This window comes from Mesorhizobium sp. P2_C5_2 (genome assembly GCF_056404535.1).
The window spans coordinates 210,734-225,801 of the sequence record NZ_JBFUDV010000001.1 but is presented as its reverse complement, the minus strand read 5'-3'; the positions used below and the strand labels follow the sequence as shown (position 1 = coordinate 225,801).

Below are 15,068 nucleotides of genomic sequence, written 5' to 3'. Positions count from 1 at the left end.
CACCCGCTACGCCTTGATCTTGCTCATCGCCGGATCGTACATCGGCTCGAGATGGATTTTGGCCCGCGTCCGCTCCATCGCCACCACCAGCTCATAATCGCCGGAGCTGAGAAAGTCGTCGCTGACGCCATCGGCATTGCGCACATAGCCATAGCCGATGTTCTTGCCCAGCGTGTAGCCATAGCCGCCGCTGGTGAGGTAGCCGACCGGCTCGCCATTGCGCAAAATCGTCTCGCGTCCGACAAGCACGATATCGGGATCGTCGACCGTGAAGCCGGCAAAGCGTTTCTTCAGTTCGGCGCCGCTGATCTTTTCGAGTGCCCGGCGGCCGACGAAATCCGTGTTTTTCCTCAGCTTTACCGCCCAGCCAAGCCCGGCCTCCTGCGGCGTGTCGTTGGGCGTGATGTCGGAACCCCAGGCGCGGTAGCCCTTCTCCAGCCGAAGCGATTCCAGCACCCGGTAGCCGATCGGGCGAATGCCATGCGGCTTGCCCGCCGTCATCAGCGCGTCGAAGATTTCTCCAGTGGCGGCGATCGGCACATGCAGCTCCCAACCGAGCTCGCCGACATAGGTGACGCGCAGCGCCCGAACCGTGTGACCGGCAATCGCGATCTCGCTAATATGGCCGAACGGGAAGCCGGCATTCGAGACATCCGCCTCGGTCACCGCCGCTAGAACGTCGCGGGCGCGCGGTCCCATCAGCGACAGCGTGCCAAAATCCTCGGTAACATCGCTCAGCGTCACGTCGAGGCCCTTGCCGACATGGTCGCCAATCCAGGAGAGATCATGCGTGCGGAAGCCGGTGCCGGTGACGATGTAGAATTTGTCCTCGGCGAGCCTTGCCACCGTCAGGTCGGCCTCGATGCCGCCGCGCGTGTTGAGAAGCTGTGTATAGGTCAGCCGGCCCACTGGCTTGGCGACATCGTTGGCGCAGATCCAGTCCAACGCCTTCGCCGCGTCAGCGCCCGTCATCTCGTATTTGGCAAAGGACGACTGGTCGAAGATGCCGACCTTTTCGCGCACATGCCGGTGCTCGTCGCCGACCGACGCGAACCAGTTCTGCCGACCCATCGAATAGATATCTTCGGGCTTGGTGCCCTCGGGCGCAAACCAGTTCGGCCGCTCCCAGCCAAGCTTGGAGCCGAACACGGCGCGATGCTCTTTCAGCCGGTCATAGAGCGGCGAGACGATGCGCGGCCGGCCCGAGAGGTACTCCTCATGCGGGAAGCCGATCGTGTAGTGCTTGCCATAGGCTTCCAGCGTGCGGTCACTGACCCATTGCCGGTCGCGGTGCAGGCCGGAAAAGCGCCTGATGTCGACCACCCAGAGGTCAAGCGGCGCCTCGCCGTCGACCACCCATTGCGCCAGCACCCAGCCTGCGCCACCGCCCGAGGCAATGCCGAAGGCGTTGAAGCCGGCGCCGACGAACATGTTAGCGCATTCCGGTGCGACACCGAGGATGAAATTGCCGTCCGGCGTGAAACTCTCCGGCCCGTTGATCATCTGCTTGACGCCGGCTGTCTCCAGCGCAGGCACGCGCGCGATCGCCTGGCTCATATGCTGTTCGAAATGATCGTAGTCGTCGTCGAACAGCCGGAACTCCCACTCGTCCGGCACATCGCCGCCGGGCAGGCCGGTCGCCCAGGCCTGCGGGTTCGGCTCATAGCCGCCCATCACCAGCCCGCCGACCTCTTCCTTGAAATAGGTGCGGCGGTCGGGGTCGCGGATGGTCGGCGCGTCGGTCGCCAGGCCGTCGATCTTCTCGGTGATGATGTACTGGTGCTTGACCGGCTGCAGCGGCACGGAAATGCCGGCCATGGCGCCGACCTGGCGTGCCCACTGCCCGGCGCAGTTCACCACCTTGTCGCAGGCGATGTCGCCCTTGTTGGTCTTCACCGCCGTGATGCGCCCGTCCTTCATCTCGAAGCCGGTAACGCGGACATCCTCGAACAGCTTGGCGCCATGCATGCGCGCGCCTTTCGCAAGCGACTGCGTGATGTCGGAGGGGCTGGCCTGGCCATCAGTCGGCAGCCAACTCGCGCCGACGAGATCGCTGGTTTCCAGCAGCGGCCACATCTTTTTCACCTCAGCCGGCGACAGCAACTGCATGTCCATGCCGAAGCTTCTGGCCGTCGTCGCCAATCTTTTGTATTCAGTCCAGCGGTCGGCGTTGGTGGCAAGCCGCAGGCACCCGGTCATCTTCCACCCGGTGGCGAGCCCGGTCTCGGCCTCCAACCCCTTGTAGAGCTCGACCGAATATTTGAGTACGCGGGTGATCGAGGCCGATGAGCGCAGCTGGCCGACCAGCCCGGCTGCATGCCAGGTCGAGCCAGAGGTCAGCTTGCCCTGCTCCAGCAGCACGACATCGGCCTTGTGGTCGCGCGCCAGATGGTAGGCCGTCGAACAGCCGATAATGCCACCGCCGATGACGACGATGCCTGCGTGGGTGGGCAAGGTCATGGCTGTGTTCCGTATTTCGTGCGGTAATTGTCCAGCGCCGCGTCGAGCCGCGTCAGGTTCTCCGCGGTGTAGGCGATGTAGTCGATGCCGGGTGCGTCGAGGTAAAGTTCGGAAACCATGCTCCACATCGCCTCGCGCAGCAGCGACGCGCATTGCATGGCGGCGTGCGAACGGCGGATCGCCTCATCGGGCTCGCGCATGAAATAGGCGGTGAGGAAGGCGAAGGAGTCGGCGTCGCTCATCTCGGCATTGGAGGCAACGCCGGCAAGGTCGAACATCGCCGTGTTGAAGCCGGCATATTCGAAATCGATCAACCATAGCCTGTCGCCGTCGTCAAGAATATTTGCCGGCAAAAGATCATTGTGGCCGAAGACGATCGGCAGCAGCTTCTGCGCCCGCTCCAATTCGTCGGCCAGCGCCAGCAGCCGTGGCAGCTCATCGCGCTTGCGGCTGCCGCCTTCGTTCAGTGTGCGCGCATAGTCACGAATGACATGGAAGACCCAGAACATGAAGCCGGCGCCGGAGATGTGATTGGGCATCTCGCGGTGGAACCCGCGCATAAGTGCTGCGACGCGTCCAATGTTGGCACGCACGTCTTCGGCGACATAGGTTTTCGCGCCGAGGAATTCCGTGACCATGATGCCGGGCTCGGAATATCGGACCGCCGGCGCGAAGCCCGCTTCATGCGCAGCCCGTGACGTCATCACCTCGCGATCGCGAAAGACGTGGTGGAACGGATAGTCCTGGCCGAAGCGCACGACGTGCCGCCCGGCCGCGTCCTTGACCAGATAGTTGGCGTTGCTGAGACCGCCCGGCAGCGGTGCAATGTCGACGCTGCCGTTCCAGCAGGGCAGGGCCCGAATGCGATCTTCAGCAGTCACCGGCCACCCCTGATTTGGCGAAGCTTCGACAAGGCGCCATGCGCCGCGCAAAGAGGGTTGGGGGAATGCAAAAAATCTCGTCGGTGCGGGACGCCGGGACTCTCCCGTCCCGCGCCGCACCGACGAGCCCCTTGGCCAGGTTTTGATACCCGGTCTCCGCCCCCGCGGATTTGAAAAGTCCTTGCGCCAGATCAATCCCAGACGGTCTGGCCAGACGGTCCGGTCCGTGAAATTGCGGCTCTGCCATCACCCTCCCGTGGCAGTTCCGAAGCCTGTCACGCGATCAATGTCATGCCAGTGCCGCCTGACTGTCAATCAAATGTTGTGACTTTTTTTGGGTGTTTTGCCCGAAACCGCCTGCAATTCCTTTAAAAACGTCTGTATTGCCCTAAAACCGGGCAGGTCACAGAATTCGGGAGGCCACATGATCCATTCGAAACGGCACGGCGAAATCCTCCGCCTCCTAAAGGAAGAGGGCACCGTCACCATCGCCAGCCTGGCGGACCGGTTGGGGGTCTCGCTTGAAACCGTGCGCCGTGATGTCAAGCCGCTGACCGGCAACGGCTCGGTGCTGAAGATGCATGGCGCCATCGGCCTGCCGTCGATGACCGGCGAGGCGCCGTTCGAGCGGCGCATGCGCGACAACGCCGAGGCCAAGCGGCTGATTGCCCGTATGGTCGCCGCCACCATCCGTGACGGCGAGTCGGTGATGCTGGACACCGGCACCACGACCTCTTTCCTCGCCCGCGAATTGCTCGGCCACCGGCGGCTGACGGTTGTCACCAACTCGTCCGACATCGCCCGGACGCTGGCCACCGTCAACGGCAACAAGGTCTATATGGCGGGCGGCGAGCTGCGCAGCGATTCCGGTGCGGCCTTCGGCGCCTCGGCGATCGACTTCGTCAGCCGCTTCTCGGTCAGCCACGCGGTGATCTCCATCGGCGCCGTCGATGCCGCCGCGGGTCTTTCCGACTATGATCTGGAAGAGGCGGAGTTCGCCCGCATGGTGCTGTCGCGCGGCCAGCGCTCGCTGGTCATCACCGACCACACAAAATTCGGCCGCCAGGGGCTGGTCCAAGTCTGTGGCTTCGACGGTTTTTCCGAACTCGCCACCGACCAGCCGCCGCCGCGCGACATTGCCTCGGCACTCGTCGAGGGGGGAGCGCGTCTCAGCATCGCGGCGGCCTAGCGCAACTCCAATGGACCAGTTCTAGCCAAACACCAGCGACTGGTGCGCCGCGATCCCGGCCATGCCGCCGCCCGATACCGCGAAGGCGATGTTGTGCATCATGCGTGCCGCATCGCCCGCCGCATAAACACCAGGCACTGATGGTGAGGAGTTTCTTTTTCGCTCGAGCCGGTGCTTCGCAATGTCCACGCAATCCGGTCGCCGCAAACAGCGCCTCATCGAAGTGCGGGCCAGGCGAATCGCCCGCATCAGCAGTGAGGTCACCATGCCTGCAAACGATGCCTTGTCTTTCCTCATGGCCTGGACGCTGGCGCCGCTCCGGATCGGCGCGGTCACGCCCTCCGGTTCCAGTCTCGCGGCCCTGATCACGCGCGAGATCGGTCCTGAAACTGGTCAGGTGCTGGAACTTGGACCGGGCACCGGTCCGTTCACGCGAGCACTGCTGGAACGAGGTGTCAGGGAGCAGGATCTGACCTTGGTCGAGGCCGACCCGGACTTTGCCTCGCTGCTGACGCGCCGCTTCCCCGCCGCGCGCATCTTTGAAATGGATGCGGTTGGTCTGCGCCATCCGCCTCTGTTCGACGGTCCAGTAGTGGGGGCCGCCATCAGCGGATTGCCGTTTCGGCTGATGTCGCCACGCAAGGCTTTTGCAATATTGGAAGGGGTGTTCGACGCCCTTCGGCCAGGCGCGGCCCTTTACCAGTACACATTGGGCAGCCGTTGCCCTTTCGACCAGACATTGCTCGACAGGCTCGACCTGGAAGAGATCCGGCTTGGCCGCACCTTTCGCAACTTTCCGCCGGCGACGGTGTATAAGGTATCCCGGATCAAGAACCTCAAAACCTATGACTGGCGCTTCGCATGACTGATCCGTTGTCGGCGATCCTGGGCTTCGGCCTGCTCGGCGTCGCTTGCCTCGCCTTTACCGAAAAGATTTTGCCGCTGCCGCCCTCGCATGTGCTGCTGTTGTTCCTCGGCATGACCGCAGCCCCGGATCTCCCGACGCTGGCGATCCTGCTTCTGGTGACGACGCTATCTGCCATCACAGGCTGCCTTGTCTGGTATAGTGTGGGTCGCCGGATTGGATTGGATCGTGCTGACAGGCTGGTCGAGCGTTTCGGCAAATATGTCTGCCTGCGCTATGCGACCTACAGCAGACTTGGCGAGGCCTATCGCCGCCATCATGTCCGGGTATCCTTGCTGGTGCAGTTCATCCCGACGGTGCGCAACTACCTGCCGATCGCGGCCGGCGCGCTTCGCCTGCCACTCTTGCCCTTCGCTGCGGCGACGCTTCTCGGTGCCACTTTGTGGAATACCGGCTTTCTCATCACCGGTTATCTCATGCGCGGCAGCGGCCGGGATTCCTATGCCGTCGGCTTTCGTATCATCGTCATCGTCTTGGCGCTGGAGACGGCGTTCATGCTCGCGCTGCGCTACGGTCCTGCCTGGCGGCGGCGCCTCGGGTTCGGCTGACAGGAGGCGCCGCAAGCCGCCACGGGATAAGCTCTGCCTTCGGCTTTCCTTCCCCGCCGCGCCGGTGTTTAGTCCGGCCATGGCCTTCACCATCCGCCAGTTGCAGTTCTTCATTGCCGTCGCCGAGCAGGGCACGGTGTCGGGCGCGGCACAGAACCTCTCCATCTCGCAATCCTCGGTCACCGAGGCGATCAAGGAACTGGAGAGCGATCTAGGCGTCGAATTGTTCGAACGCCATCCGCGTGGCCTCAACATCACCCACAAAGGCCACCAGTTCCTGCGCCATGCGACCAAGATCCTGGCCGACGTCTCCGATGCGCGTCGCGCTTTCTCTGACGATCAGGTGGTGGCCGGCGGGCGCCTGCAGCTCGGCGTCACCTCGCTGGTCGCCGGCTATGTGCTGTCCGATCTTCTGGCGCGCTACCGCCGCGCCTATCCAGGCGTCGATGTCTCGGCCATCGAAGACAATGGCGACTATCTCGAGCACCTGCTGATCGGCGGCAAGCTCGACATCGCGGTCATGGTCACCTCCAATTTGCGCGACCGCACCGCACTGCAGTCGGAAATCCTCGAAGTCTCGGCCTACCGGCTGTGGGTGCCGCTCAGCCATAAACTGGCCAGCGCCGACATTATCGGCATCGGCGACATTGCCGGCGAACCGCTGATCATGCTCACCGTCGACGAGATCGAGGAAAGCACTGGCAAGCTTCTGGCCGCGATCGGCGCCAAGCCCTATGTCGCCTTCCGCACCCGCTCGGTCGAAGCGGTGCGCAGCCTGGTTGCCACCGGTGCGGGCGTGGCGCTGCTGCCCGACCTCGTCTACCGGCCATGGTCACTGGAAGGCGACCGCATCGAATCGCGTGATATTTCCGGCACTTTGCCCGTCGTCCAGGTCGGCATGGTCTGGCGCCGCGGCTCCGGCCTGCCACAGGCCGCGCGCGACTTCATCGGCCTTGCCCAGTCGCAGCGTACGGTCCGCCAGCAGCGCTGATAGTCTTTGTTTGATGCATGTCGTTCTCTCAAAACCGGGGCCACTTTTGAGCGACATGCATTCGGTATCTATCTATCGGAAAAACCGATATCGTCCTTCTGATAAATGAATTTGCGAAACCGGAGTTTTCCAAGCACTTTTCATTTCAAGGACCGAACCGCCGCTAGAGCGGTAAGCGTCCATCGGACGAACTGACGCTTTTCAGCCTGCGGCTGACCGCAGCGAAGACCGGCTTCGCAGTCAGGCGCCAAAATGGGAGATTGACGATGAATTCATTTCTGAAGGCGTGCACGGCTTTGACGGTCGCGCTGACCTTTTCCGGTCAGGCCGTCGCCCAGGTCAAGGAACTTGGCAAGGGCGAAGGCGAGGTCAGCATCGTTGCCTGGCCGGGCTATATCGAGCGCGGCGAAACCGACAAGGGCTATGACTGGGTAAGCTCCTTCGAGAAGGAGAGCGGCTGCAAGGTCAACGTCAAGACCGCCAACACCTCCGACGAGATGGTCTCGCTGATGAATGAGGGTGGCTTCGATCTGGTCACCGCTTCGGGTGACGCCTCGCTGCGCCTCGTCGCCGGCAAGCGCGTTCAGCCGATCAACACCGATCTCATCCCGAGCTGGAAGAGCGTCGACGACCGGCTGAAGGATGCGCCCTGGTTCACCGTCGACAAGGTGCATTATGGCGTTCCCTATCAGTGGGGTCCGAACATCCTGATGTACAACACCGATGTCTTCAAGGAAGCGCCCAAGAGCTGGAACATCGTCTTCGAGGCGATGGACCTGCCGGACGGCAAGCCGAATAAGGGCCGCGTCCAGGCCTATGACGGCCCGATCCACATTGCCGACGCCGCCAACTATTTGATGTTCCACAAGCCGGAACTCGGCATCAAGGATCCCTACGAGCTGAACGAGGACCAGTACAAGGCCGCGCTCGAATTGCTGCGCGTCCAGCGCACGCTGGTCGGCCGCTACTGGCATGACGCCGCCATCCAGGTCGACGACTTCCAGAACGAAGGCGTCGTCGCTTCCGGTTCGTGGCCCTACCAGGTCAACACGCTGGTCGCCGCCAAGAAGCCGGTCGCCTCGACCGTGCCGGAAGAAGGCGTCACCGGTTGGGCCGACACCACCATGATGGAGGCCGACGCCGCGCATCCGAACTGCGCCTATATGTGGCTCGAACATTCGCTGTCGCCCAAGGTCCAGGGCGACGTCTCGGCCTGGTTCGGTTCGCTTCCCGTCGTGCCAGCCGCCTGCAAGGGCAATGAACTGCTCGGTGAGGAAGGCTGCAAGACCAACGGCTACGACAATTTCGACAAGATCAAGTTCTGGAAGACCCCGGTCTCGAAATGCGCCACCCAGAACGACCAATGCGTGCCCTACTACCGCTGGGTGTCTGACTATATCGGCGTCATCGGCGGTCGGTAATTTCGCCTTACCCTCCCCCTAGTGGGGAGGGTCGACGCGCAGCGTCGGGCGGGGGGCAGCGCGAACGTTGGTGCTAATCACCCCCACCCGTGGTTTCGCCGCGACCTCCCCCATCAGGGGGGAGGTGGGGCGGCGCATGAACTCGTCTTCATTCGAGCAGCCAACAGACTGACAGGCCCATGACATCAGCCGTTTCGTTCCAAAAGGTCTCTCGCCATTTCGGCAGCGTGCGCGCCGTCGATGCGGTCGATCTCGACATCGTGCCGGGTGAGTTCTTCGCCATGCTCGGCCCGTCCGGTTCGGGCAAGACGACGTGCCTGCGCCTGATCGCCGGCTTCGAGCAGCCGACCTCGGGCTCGATCTCGATCTTCGGCGAGCGTGCAGAGGGCGTGCCGCCCTATCGTCGCAACGTCAACACCGTGTTCCAGGACTATGCGCTGTTCCCGCATCTCAACGTGCTCGACAACGTCGCCTATGGCCTGATGGTCAGGGGCGTCGCCAAGCCGCAGCGGCAGAAGGCGGCGGAAGAGGCACTGTCGCTGGTGCGTCTGCCCGGCTATGGCGCCCGCCGTCCCGGCCAGCTCTCCGGCGGCCAGCGCCAGCGCGTTGCGCTTGCCCGCGCCCTGGTCAACCAGCCCAAGGTGCTGCTGCTCGACGAGCCGCTCGGCGCGCTCGACCTCAAACTGCGCGAGAACATGCAGGAAGAGCTGAAGTCGCTGCAGAAGGCGCTCGGCATCACCTTCGTTTTCGTCACCCACGACCAGGGCGAAGCGCTGTCGATGGCCGACCGCGTCGCCGTCTTCAATGACGGCAAGATCATGCAGATCGGAACGCCGGAAGACATCTACCAGCGGCCGAAGACACGCTTCGTCGCCGATTTCGTAGGCTCCTCCAATGTGTTGCCGCCGGATTTCGTCCAGCGCTATTCCGGCCAGCACCGCTGGGGCAGCTTGCGTCCTGAATCCATTCGCATCGGCCGCGCCGCGAAAGGCGAAGGCGTAGCCGCCCGCCTGGTCGGAACCAACTATCTCGGGGCGACGACAAGGCTGGCGCTCGACGCCGACGGCTTGCGGCTGCACGCCATCGTGCCGGCCGGCACGAAACTGCCGGCGGAAGGCGAAGCGGTGGTGCTCACCTTCAACCGCGAGCACCTGCATCTGATGGACGAGCCGGCATGAGCCTCGACGCCGCCATGCTGCGCGCCACGGCGCCCGCCATCCTGCCCGGCAGCGGCGGCCTGCGCGGTGCGCTCTCCGACCTCTTCTGGCGCCGGCCGCAATTGCTGCTGTTCATCATGCTGCTGCCGCCGGTGCTGTGGCTGGGCGTCGTCTATATCGGCTCGCTGTTCGCGCTGCTGGCGCAGAGCTTTTTCTCGATCGATGAGTTCTCCGGCCTCATCAACCATGAGTTCACGCTGAAGACCTATGGCGACCTTTTCCAGGCCGCCAATCTCGACATCATCTTGCGCACGGTGACGATGGCGGTGCTGGTCACGCTGGCTTCCGCCATCATCGCCTTCCCCATCGCCTACTACGCGGCGCGCTATGCCCGCGGCCGCTGGAAGGCACTGTTTTATCTCGGCGTCATGCTGCCGCTGTGGTCGAGCTACCTGGTCAAGATCTACGCCTGGAAGCTGATCCTCGCCAAGGAAGGCATTCTGACCTGGCTGCTCGCCAAATTGCATTTGCTCTGGGTGCTCGATGGCTGGCTGTCGCTGCCGGTCGTCGGCGGCAACTCCCTGTCGGTCTCCGCCACCGGCACCTTTATCGCTTTCGTCTATGTCTGGCTGCCGTTCATGATCTTGCCCGTGCAGGCGGCATTGGAACGCGTTCCCGGCAATCTGGTCGAGGCTTCCTCCGATCTAGGGGCGTCGCCAGGCCAGACCTTCCGCAACGTGCTGTTCCCGCTGGCGCTGCCCGGCATCGTCGCTGGCTCGATCTTCACCTTCTCGCTGACGCTGGGCGACTACATCATCCCGCAGATCATCGGCACGTCGCGACTGTTCATTGGCCAAGCCGTCTATTCGCAGCAAGGCACGGCCGGCAACATCCCGCTTGCCGCGGCCTTCACCGTCGTGCCCATCGTCATCATGGGTTTCTACCTCTGGGGCGCCAAGCGCATGGGGGCGTTCGATGCGCTCTGACGGTTCGCAATCCGCCCCGCTCGGCCTCAAGATCGCAGCCGCTTGCGGCCTGCTCTTCTTGCATCTGCCGATCCTGCTGATCTTCGTCTACGCCTTCACCACCGAGGAGAAGAGCTTCGTCTGGCCGCCGCCGGGGCTGACCACGCAATGGTTCGCCGTTACCTGGAACCGTCCGGATGTCTGGCAGGCGCTGTCGCTCTCGGTCCGCGTCGCTGCCATCTCGACAGCGATTGCCTTGATACTGGGCACCCTGTGCGCCGCCGCCGTGTCGCGGACGAAATTCTTCGGCCATGAGGCCATCTCGCTGCTCGTCATCCTGCCGATCGCGCTGCCCGGCATCATCACCGGCATCGCATTGCGCTCGGCTTTCTCGCTCGCCGATATCCCGTTCTCGTTCTGGACGATCGTGCTCGGCCACGCCACCTTCTGCGTCGTCGTCGTCTACAACAATGCCGTTGCCCGTTTCCGCCGCTCCTCGGGCTCGATGATCGAGGCCTCGATGGACCTGGGCGCCGACGGTTTCCAGACCTTTCGGCATGTCGTGCTGCCCAACATCGCCACCGCTCTGCTTGCCGGCGGCATGCTGGCCTTCGCGCTGTCCTTCGACGAGGTCATCGTCACCACCTTCACCGCCGGCCAGCAGCAGACCGTGCCGATCTGGATGCTGGAGGAACTGATCCGTCCGCGCCAGCGCCCGGTCACCAATGTCGTCGCCATGGTCGTGGTCCTGGTGACGCTGCTGCCCATCCTGTTTGCCTATTACCTGACCCGTGACGGCGACCAGATCGCCGGTTCCGGCAAATAATCCAATCGACAAGGGAGAGACGTCCATGGACACCCAGATGCTGATCGGCTCGATCTTCGACAAGGGCACCGAAACCGAGGAGCCGATCCTCAATCCAAAGACCGGGGCGACCATTCTCAACCTGCCGGAAGCAAGCCCGGCGCAGATCGAGGCTGCTGTCGCGGCGGCCGAAAAAGCCTTCGTCACGTGGTCGCGTACCACGCCGGCGCAGCGCTCCGGCTATCTCCTCAAGATTGCCGACCGCATCGAGGCCGAGGCCAAGGAGTTCGCCGCGCTCGAGGCGCTGAACTGCGGCAAGCCGATCAACGCAGTGCTCAATGACGAAATCCCGGCGATCGTCGACTGCTACCGCTTCTTTGCCGGCGCGGTGCGTTCGATGCCCGGCGTGGTCGCCGGCGAATATCTGCCCGGCCACACCTCGATGGTGCGGCGCGACCCGATCGGTATCGTCGCCTCGATCGCGCCCTGGAACTATCCGCTGATGATGATGGCGTGGAAGCTGGCGCCGGCGATCGCCGGCGGCAACACCGTCGTCTTCAAGCCGTCGGAACAGACGCCGCTGACGGCGCTGAAGCTGGCCAGGATTCTGGCCGACGTGCTGCCCGAAGGCGTCGTCAACGTCGTGCTCGGCCGTGGCGACAGCGTCGGCAACGCGCTGATAAACCACGCCAAGGTCAACATGATCTCGATCACCGGCGATGTCGCCACCGGCAAGAAGGTGCTGCAGGCCGCCGCCAAATCGGTCAAGCGCACCCATCTGGAGCTCGGCGGCAAGGCGCCGGTCATCGTCTTCGACGACGCCGATCTCGGCGCTGTGGTCAACGGCCTGCGCGCCTTCGGTTATTACAATGCCGGGCAGGACTGCACGGCCGCCTGCCGCATCTATGCCGGCAAGAAGATCTACGACAAGCTCGTTGCCGATCTCTCTTCAGCGGTCTCGACCATCAAATACAACCAGCCTGACGACACCGAAAACGAAATCGGCCCGCTGATCTCGCGCCGCCAGCGCGACCGCGTCTCGAGCTTCGTCGAGCGTGCCTCGGAATTGAAGCACATCGAGATCACCACCGGCGGCAAGCCGGGCGAAGGCTCCGGCTTCTACTACCAGCCGACTGTCGTTGCCGGCGCGCTGCAGGAAGACGAAATCGTTCGCCGCGAAGTGTTCGGCCCGGTCGTCTCGATCACCCGCTTCTCCGAGGTCGACGAAGCGGTGGGCTGGGCCAATGACAGCGACTACGGCCTGGCGTCCTCGGTGTGGACCAAGGACGTCTCGCGGGCCATGGCGACGGCCGCCCGTCTTCAGTACGGTTGCACCTGGATCAACACCCATTTCATGCTGACCAACGAGATGCCGCATGGCGGGTTGAAACAGTCCGGCTACGGCAAGGACATGTCCCTTTACGCGCTGGAGGACTATACCGCTGTCAGGCATGTGATGGTGGCCCACGGGTAGCGGATACCACTATCCCTAAAATATTCGCCGGGCTGTTTTCTGCATATTAAGCGTGAGTGACTTTTGCGGCACGGCGAGTGTTCACGATTTACTGAATATTCAACCTGAACGAGCAGCCTCCTTGCCGGAAAACCGCGCGGCGAGGGGGTTTGCGCATGAACACGACCAAGATCAAGCTGGTACTCATTGGCGGCTTCTGTCTGCTGATCGCTGTGTTCGGCGGCAAGGACATTATCAAGAAAAGCGGCTGGCCCGAAGCGCCCGCCGAAATCCTCGCGGTCACTGTCGAATGCGACATGGAATCGACCGCCCACAAGATCGTCTACAAGACTGTCAGCACCGCCACGATCCCCTGCGAGCTGGTTGACGCGTTCAAAACGGTGCACGCGGACAAAGAGTGGAAGGTGACCCAGAAGTTCACCGGCACCTTGCGCGTCGGCGCCGGCACTGATGCCGTCGAGGCCACGATGGAGCTGAACAAGAACGGTGCCCGCGAACCGCAGGTCGGCGACAAGCTCACCGTCGTCCAGAACCCCGCCAACCCCACTCAGATCGAACGCACCGGCATGACCGGCACGCGCCTTACAATCGTCATCGGCGCCGGACTGCTCGGCGCGCTGCTCCTGTACATTGCCTTCCGGCCCCGCAGGCAGGCATCGAATTACGCCACGACCGGCAACCTCGCCGGCGATGCCGGCGCGGACCAGCGCGCCCGCCAGGCCGACGCCCTGATAGCGGCCGCCCTGGCCAAACAGGCCAAGCTGCCCAATCAGCCCGCGCATACCGCGATGTCCGGATTGGCCAGGGAAGGCCGCTTCGCCGGGCAACGATCGAATTTCGGCCGCCGCAACTGACGGCCGAAATTCACTGCTCCTACTCCACGATGCGGTAGATGTTCCAAAGGCTGGTGCCCGAAACGACATAGGGCTCCATCTCCTTGCCCCATTTTGCGTGCGCATCGATCTTGCCGATCTTGGCGAAGAACGCCTCCAACTGGGCCAGGCTCTCGACCTGGTGATGCGACTCGACCGTCGCCTCCCGCGCGCCGATCGAGCCGGTCATGATCTGGAACTCGAGATCGGCAATGCCGACCTGAGAGCCGATTTCGCGTTCCCATTTCTTGAGCAGGTCGAGCACGGTCTGCTTGTGCCCGAACTTGGCGTCGATCTGCCATCTGGCGCTGAACATTTTGTCTCCTCCAGTTTTGCGGCCCAAACCGCGGTTGATCTTTTCGCGGTTGACCTACTCGTCCCAGGCCTGCACGACGGTCTGTCGCGCAATCCGTCCGTTCTTCAGCTCCAGCATCGCCGCGCAGAACACTTTCGTGCCGTCCGGATAGGCGCAGGCCTGGGTGAAGGCGAGATTGTCGCCATCGGCGATGGTGGTGTCGACCTTGTGGGTCATTGCCCGGCTGCAGATATCGTCCCAGAACGTGCTGATTGCCGCCCGGCCGCGGATCTCGCGCGGTTTGCTCGGCGGGTTGTTGCGATCGATCACCCGCACCAGCGCATCGTCGGCATAGAAGCTCGCCAGCATCCTGCCGTCCCGTCCTTCGATCGCTTTCTTGATCGCCGCGCCGTCCACGCTTTGCGTCTTGGTCAGCATTTTTTCCTCCATGGCCCGTCGATCGGGCGGTTGATGATCACAAGCACTTGCCCGGCGCCTATCGCCGGGCAGGGTCTTTCACTGCGACTTGGCTTTGATGGCCGCGAACACGCCGTCGGTCTGCTGTTTGAAGGTGGCGAAATCGACCTGGCTGCCGTTGAGCATCGTCGACCAATGGCGCACGATCGCCGCCATAGCGATCGTCTCCTTGATCTCCTCATCGGTCGCGCCATTGAGCCTGGCGGCCTCGGTGTGGAAATAGATGCAGTACTGGCAGGGGATCTGCGAGGCGACGGCCAGCCCCATCAGTTCCTTGGTCTTGCCGTCGAGCGCGGTCTTGGGGTTGAGCTGCACGCCCTTGATCTCGGCCCAGGCGCCGGCAACCGCGACATCGGGCAGCGTCTTGAACATGTCCGGCACCGAGCCGAGCGTCGCCTCGATGTCCTTGTAGGCGGCGGCCGACGCCTCATCGGCTTTTGCCGGAGCGACAGCGAACAGCACGCCAACGCCTGCCGCTATCACCAGCGATTTGATCGACCTGTTTGACTTCAGCATTGCATCCTCCGTTCGCAGCGCCTTCCCGGCGACATCCGTCTGGGCTGCATGGAGAGAATTGGTAGCGCCTGTGCGCCCTTGGCCGCTTCGCC

The 15,068-nt window shown here is 63.3% G+C and carries 15 protein-coding genes and 1 pseudogene; 10 read left to right on the top strand and 6 right to left on the bottom strand.

Annotation, left to right across the window (positions count from 1 at the left end; genetic code table 11):
* Positions 1 to 6: 6 nt before the first annotated feature.
* Together AC1D1B_RS01030 and AC1D1B_RS01025 are read right to left on the bottom strand one after the other, a co-directional pair.
* Complete coding sequence (locus tag AC1D1B_RS01030; protein WP_477328870.1) at positions 7 to 2,460, bottom strand: GcvT family protein; 2,454 nt, start codon at positions 2,458 to 2,460, stop codon at positions 7 to 9.
* A complete protein-coding gene (locus AC1D1B_RS01025; protein WP_477328869.1) occupies positions 2,457 to 3,341 on the bottom strand; it encodes a phosphotransferase in 885 nt (294 codons plus the stop codon). The genes AC1D1B_RS01030 and AC1D1B_RS01025 overlap by 4 nt, the downstream gene beginning before the upstream one ends.
* A gap of 424 nt (positions 3,342 to 3,765) precedes the next feature.
* On the opposite strand from AC1D1B_RS01025, the gene AC1D1B_RS01020 reads away from it, so the two are divergent.
* Positions 3,766 to 4,530 (top strand): DeoR/GlpR family DNA-binding transcription regulator, encoded by a 765-nt coding sequence (locus AC1D1B_RS01020; RefSeq protein WP_477328868.1) that lies wholly within the window; start codon positions 3,766 to 3,768, stop codon positions 4,528 to 4,530.
* Between the two features lie 21 nt (positions 4,531 to 4,551).
* Here the strand turns inward: AC1D1B_RS01020 and AC1D1B_RS01015 are convergent.
* Positions 4,552 to 4,671, bottom strand: a pseudogene (locus AC1D1B_RS01015) (NAD(P)/FAD-dependent oxidoreductase); the annotation flags it as partial.
* Positions 4,672 to 4,711: 40 nt separating this feature from the next.
* Between AC1D1B_RS01015 and AC1D1B_RS01010 the strand changes: the two are divergent.
* The 9 genes from AC1D1B_RS01010 (at position 4,712) to AC1D1B_RS00970 (ending at position 13,670) form a co-directional block, all read left to right on the top strand.
* Positions 4,712 to 5,395, top strand: coding sequence for a class I SAM-dependent methyltransferase (locus tag AC1D1B_RS01010; protein WP_477328867.1), 684 nt, complete (start codon positions 4,712 to 4,714; stop codon positions 5,393 to 5,395).
* A complete protein-coding gene (locus AC1D1B_RS01005; protein WP_477328866.1) occupies positions 5,392 to 6,003 on the top strand; it encodes a DedA family protein in 612 nt (203 codons plus the stop codon). Before AC1D1B_RS01010 ends, AC1D1B_RS01005 begins: the two co-directional genes overlap by 4 nt.
* A 79-nt stretch (positions 6,004 to 6,082) precedes the next feature.
* Complete coding sequence (locus AC1D1B_RS01000) at positions 6,083 to 6,994, top strand: LysR family transcriptional regulator (protein WP_181056415.1); 912 nt, start codon at positions 6,083 to 6,085, stop codon at positions 6,992 to 6,994.
* Between the two features lie 266 nt (positions 6,995 to 7,260).
* A complete protein-coding gene (locus AC1D1B_RS00995) occupies positions 7,261 to 8,415 on the top strand; it encodes an ABC transporter substrate-binding protein (RefSeq protein ID WP_477328865.1) in 1,155 nt (384 codons plus the stop codon).
* A gap of 179 nt (positions 8,416 to 8,594) precedes the next feature.
* Positions 8,595 to 9,593: an ABC transporter ATP-binding protein gene (locus AC1D1B_RS00990; RefSeq protein ID WP_477328864.1), complete on the top strand. Its 999-nt coding sequence runs from the start codon at positions 8,595 to 8,597 to the stop codon at positions 9,591 to 9,593.
* Positions 9,590 to 10,558, top strand: coding sequence for an ABC transporter permease (locus tag AC1D1B_RS00985; protein ID WP_477328863.1), 969 nt, complete (start codon positions 9,590 to 9,592; stop codon positions 10,556 to 10,558). Before AC1D1B_RS00990 ends, AC1D1B_RS00985 begins: the two co-directional genes overlap by 4 nt.
* Positions 10,548 to 11,363: an ABC transporter permease gene (locus AC1D1B_RS00980; RefSeq protein ID WP_477328862.1), complete on the top strand. Its 816-nt coding sequence runs from the start codon at positions 10,548 to 10,550 to the stop codon at positions 11,361 to 11,363. Before AC1D1B_RS00985 ends, AC1D1B_RS00980 begins: the two co-directional genes overlap by 11 nt.
* Positions 11,364 to 11,388: 25 nt before the next feature.
* The gene (locus AC1D1B_RS00975) at positions 11,389 to 12,816 is read left to right on the top strand and encodes a gamma-aminobutyraldehyde dehydrogenase (RefSeq protein WP_477328861.1); all 1,428 of its coding nucleotides are present in this window, start codon (positions 11,389 to 11,391) and stop codon (positions 12,814 to 12,816) included.
* Positions 12,817 to 12,971: 155 nt separating this feature from the next.
* Positions 12,972 to 13,670, top strand: coding sequence for a hypothetical protein (locus AC1D1B_RS00970; RefSeq protein ID WP_477328860.1), 699 nt, complete (start codon positions 12,972 to 12,974; stop codon positions 13,668 to 13,670).
* A 19-nt stretch (positions 13,671 to 13,689) separates the two neighbouring features.
* Here the strand turns inward: AC1D1B_RS00970 and AC1D1B_RS00965 are convergent, their stop codons facing one another.
* The 3 genes from AC1D1B_RS00965 to AC1D1B_RS00955 form a co-directional block, all read right to left on the bottom strand.
* A complete protein-coding gene (locus AC1D1B_RS00965) occupies positions 13,690 to 14,004 on the bottom strand; it encodes a hypothetical protein (protein ID WP_181056407.1) in 315 nt (104 codons plus the stop codon).
* A 54-nt stretch (positions 14,005 to 14,058) separates the two neighbouring features.
* Positions 14,059 to 14,421 (bottom strand): nuclear transport factor 2 family protein, encoded by a 363-nt coding sequence (locus AC1D1B_RS00960; RefSeq protein WP_023688799.1) that lies wholly within the window; start codon positions 14,419 to 14,421, stop codon positions 14,059 to 14,061.
* Positions 14,422 to 14,499: 78 nt separating this feature from the next.
* The gene (locus tag AC1D1B_RS00955; RefSeq protein ID WP_477328859.1) at positions 14,500 to 14,976 is read right to left on the bottom strand and encodes a carboxymuconolactone decarboxylase family protein; all 477 of its coding nucleotides are present in this window, start codon (positions 14,974 to 14,976) and stop codon (positions 14,500 to 14,502) included.
* Positions 14,977 to 15,068: the final 92 nt, after the last annotated feature.

What these genes read in the sequence shown, in the direction of transcription:
- AC1D1B_RS01030 (WP_477328870.1), bottom strand. Translation starts at nt 2,460, where the DNA reads ATGACCTTGCCCACCCACGCAGGCATCGTCGTCATCGGCGGTGGCATT.
- AC1D1B_RS01020 (WP_477328868.1), top strand. Translation starts at nt 3,766, where the DNA reads ATGATCCATTCGAAACGGCACGGCGAAATCCTCCGCCTCCTAAAGGAA.
- AC1D1B_RS01010 (WP_477328867.1), top strand. Translation starts at nt 4,712, where the DNA reads ATGTCCACGCAATCCGGTCGCCGCAAACAGCGCCTCATCGAAGTGCGG.
- AC1D1B_RS01005 (WP_477328866.1), top strand. Translation starts at nt 5,392, where the DNA reads ATGACTGATCCGTTGTCGGCGATCCTGGGCTTCGGCCTGCTCGGCGTC.
- AC1D1B_RS01000 (WP_181056415.1), top strand. Translation starts at nt 6,083, where the DNA reads ATGGCCTTCACCATCCGCCAGTTGCAGTTCTTCATTGCCGTCGCCGAG.
- AC1D1B_RS00995 (WP_477328865.1), top strand. Translation starts at nt 7,261, where the DNA reads ATGAATTCATTTCTGAAGGCGTGCACGGCTTTGACGGTCGCGCTGACC.
- AC1D1B_RS00990 (WP_477328864.1), top strand. Translation starts at nt 8,595, where the DNA reads ATGACATCAGCCGTTTCGTTCCAAAAGGTCTCTCGCCATTTCGGCAGC.
- AC1D1B_RS00985 (WP_477328863.1), top strand. Translation starts at nt 9,590, where the DNA reads ATGAGCCTCGACGCCGCCATGCTGCGCGCCACGGCGCCCGCCATCCTG.
- AC1D1B_RS00980 (WP_477328862.1), top strand. Translation starts at nt 10,548, where the DNA reads ATGCGCTCTGACGGTTCGCAATCCGCCCCGCTCGGCCTCAAGATCGCA.
- AC1D1B_RS00975 (WP_477328861.1), top strand. Translation starts at nt 11,389, where the DNA reads ATGGACACCCAGATGCTGATCGGCTCGATCTTCGACAAGGGCACCGAA.
- AC1D1B_RS00970 (WP_477328860.1), top strand. Translation starts at nt 12,972, where the DNA reads ATGAACACGACCAAGATCAAGCTGGTACTCATTGGCGGCTTCTGTCTG.
- AC1D1B_RS00965 (WP_181056407.1), bottom strand. Translation starts at nt 14,004, where the DNA reads ATGTTCAGCGCCAGATGGCAGATCGACGCCAAGTTCGGGCACAAGCAG.
- AC1D1B_RS00960 (WP_023688799.1), bottom strand. Translation starts at nt 14,421, where the DNA reads ATGCTGACCAAGACGCAAAGCGTGGACGGCGCGGCGATCAAGAAAGCG.
- AC1D1B_RS00955 (WP_477328859.1), bottom strand. Translation starts at nt 14,976, where the DNA reads ATGCTGAAGTCAAACAGGTCGATCAAATCGCTGGTGATAGCGGCAGGC.